We start from the raw sequence: 2,188 nt of genomic DNA on the forward strand, positions 1-2,188 counted from the left end.
CATCCACCCGCACCAACATGGCGACCATGGCCGCCCGCAACCTTCTGGCCATGCTGTCCGGCGGTCGTCCTGAAACCTGCCTTAACCCGGAAGTGCTGGGCCGGTAACAGCGGCCTGGTGGACTGTATCGGAGAAAATCATGCCTATATCTGATCCCCGCCGTACCCGGCTCATGTGTCTGGTGGATGGTGCCTTGCGGGCCTGCGCGCCGCGTCCCGTCATCGAAACGGCCATTGGTCTGTCTGGCGACATCTTGACCCTGGGCGATACGGTTTATGATCTGTCCGGCTTCGAGCGCGTGGTTGTTGTCGGCGCGGGCAAGGCTTCGGCGGCCATGGCCCAGGCCCTGAAGGATGTGCTGGGGGCGCGCTTCGAGAATGGCCTCATCGTCACCAAGTATGGGCATGGCCTGGATATTCCGGGCTGCCGGATCATCGAGTCGGGCCATCCGGTGCCGGACTCCGAGGGCGAGCGGGCCGCGCGCGAGCTTTTGGCCATGGCCGGGAAGGTCGGGCCGCGCGACCTGGTTTTTTTTCTGCTCTCCGGCGGGGCCAGCGCCCTCATTCCAAGCCCCAGACCGCCCGTGACGCTGGCCGACAAGATGGCCGCCACCAAGCTCCTCTTGGCCTGCGGCGCAACCATCCATGAGATCAACGCCATCCGCAAACACCTGTCCCGGATCAAGGGCGGGCTCTTTGCCAAGGCCCTGGAACCGGCCACGGTGGTGACCCTGATCATTTCCGACGTGGTCGGCGACAATCTGGATGTCATCGGCTCCGGCCCAACGGCGCCGGATTGTTCGACCTTTGGCGATTGTTTGGAAATCATCGCCCGTTTCGGCCTGGACGGGCGCATGCCGGCGGCCGTGATGCGCGTGTTGCGCGACGGCGCGGCGGGTCTGCTTCCAGAAACGACCAAGCGGGACGATTGCTGTTTTGGCGCCGTGCGCAACCATATTTTGGCCAACAATGAGGCCGCGTTGCGGGGCGCGGCCCAGGCTGCCGAGGGATTGGGGTACCGGCCCGTTGTCGTGACCCGAGCCTTGACCGGCGAAGCCCGTGACGCAGCGGCCATGCTGGCCCAGGCCGCCCGCGAGCACGCCGGGAACGAGCGCCTTTGTCTGCTGGCCGGCGGCGAGACCACGGTCACGTTGACCGGCCAGGGCCTGGGCGGGCGCAATCAGGAAATGGCCCTGGTCTTGGGGATGGAATTGGAGCGGGTTCCCGCATCCCGGCCGGTTTGTCTCGTCTGTCTGGGCACCGACGGCAGCGACGGACCCACGGACGCTGCCGGTGGCCTGATCCTGCCCGACACCCTGGCCAAGGCCAGGGCGCGCGACCTGCACCCGGAGCCGTATCTGGCCAACAACGATTCCCATTCGTTTTTGAAACAGGCGGATGCCTTGCTCGTCACGGGTCCGACCCGGACCAATGTCATGGACGTGACGGGCTTGCTGATCGACCCTGACTGACCGGAAGAGCCTGGCCCCCCAGGATCGAGGCCTGTTCCTCCTTGTGGGCGGAATGGACCACGGCCAGGACCTCGTCGCCGGGCAAAAGCACGGTCTCGCCATGGGGGATGAGCAGGCTGCCCTGGCGGATGACGCCGGCCAGGATGCTTTCGGCGGGAAAGCGTAGCTCCATGATTTTTTTGCCCGCCGCCGGCGCGTCCGGGTGCACCCGTTCCTCGACCAGGGTGTAGTCGCCCTTGGAGAGCTTGAGCAGGGTCATCATGTTGCCGAGGGACATTTCCTCGGCGATGAGTTGGGCCATGAGTCCGGCCTGATCCACGGCCACGTCCACGCCCATGGCCGGGGTGCACATCCAGGCGTTTTTGGGGTCCTTGACCCTGGCGATGGTCCGGGCCACGTCGAAGTCGAATCGGGCCAGGCTGGTCACGACCAGGTTGGTTTCGTCCGTGCCGGTCACGGCGGCCACGACGTCGGCCTCCCGGATGCCGGCCCGCTCCAGCGTGGCGGGGTCCGTGCCGTCGCCCGCGACCACGACCTCGGGCGGCAGGGCGTCGTACGCCTCGTGCACTTCCCTGGTCCGGGCCTCGACCACCGCCACCCTGTGCCCTTCCGCCAGGAGCCGCGTCGCCAGATGGGTGCCGACCTTGCCTCCGCCCACGATGATCACATTCATGATGTCCTCCTTGTTCAGCGCAGATCCAGCAGGGCGCGGAGCCG

3 protein-coding genes are annotated in these 2,188 nt (G+C 66.5%); 2 read left to right on the forward strand and 1 reads right to left on the reverse strand.

Translation table 11 applies throughout. The annotated features are described in order from the left end of the window. A partial coding sequence (locus EOL86_14025) for a D-glycerate dehydrogenase (protein NCD26691.1) occupies nucleotides 1-107 on the forward strand: 107 nt, incomplete at its 5' end. A 38-nt stretch (nucleotides 108-145) separates the two neighbouring features. Further along, nucleotides 146-1,471, forward strand: a complete 1,326-nt coding sequence (locus tag EOL86_14030; GenBank protein ID NCD26692.1) for a glycerate kinase — start codon at nucleotides 146-148, stop codon at nucleotides 1,469-1,471. Here EOL86_14030 and EOL86_14035 read toward each other — a convergent pair. After that, nucleotides 1,434-2,144 (reverse strand): TrkA family potassium uptake protein, encoded by a 711-nt coding sequence (locus EOL86_14035; GenBank protein ID NCD26693.1) that lies wholly within the window; start codon nucleotides 2,142-2,144, stop codon nucleotides 1,434-1,436. The genes EOL86_14030 and EOL86_14035 overlap by 38 nt on opposite strands. Nucleotides 2,145-2,188: the final 44 nt, after the last annotated feature.

This window comes from Deltaproteobacteria bacterium, assembly GCA_009930495.1.
Taxonomy (GTDB): domain Bacteria; phylum Desulfobacterota; class Desulfovibrionia; order Desulfovibrionales; family Desulfomicrobiaceae; genus Desulfomicrobium.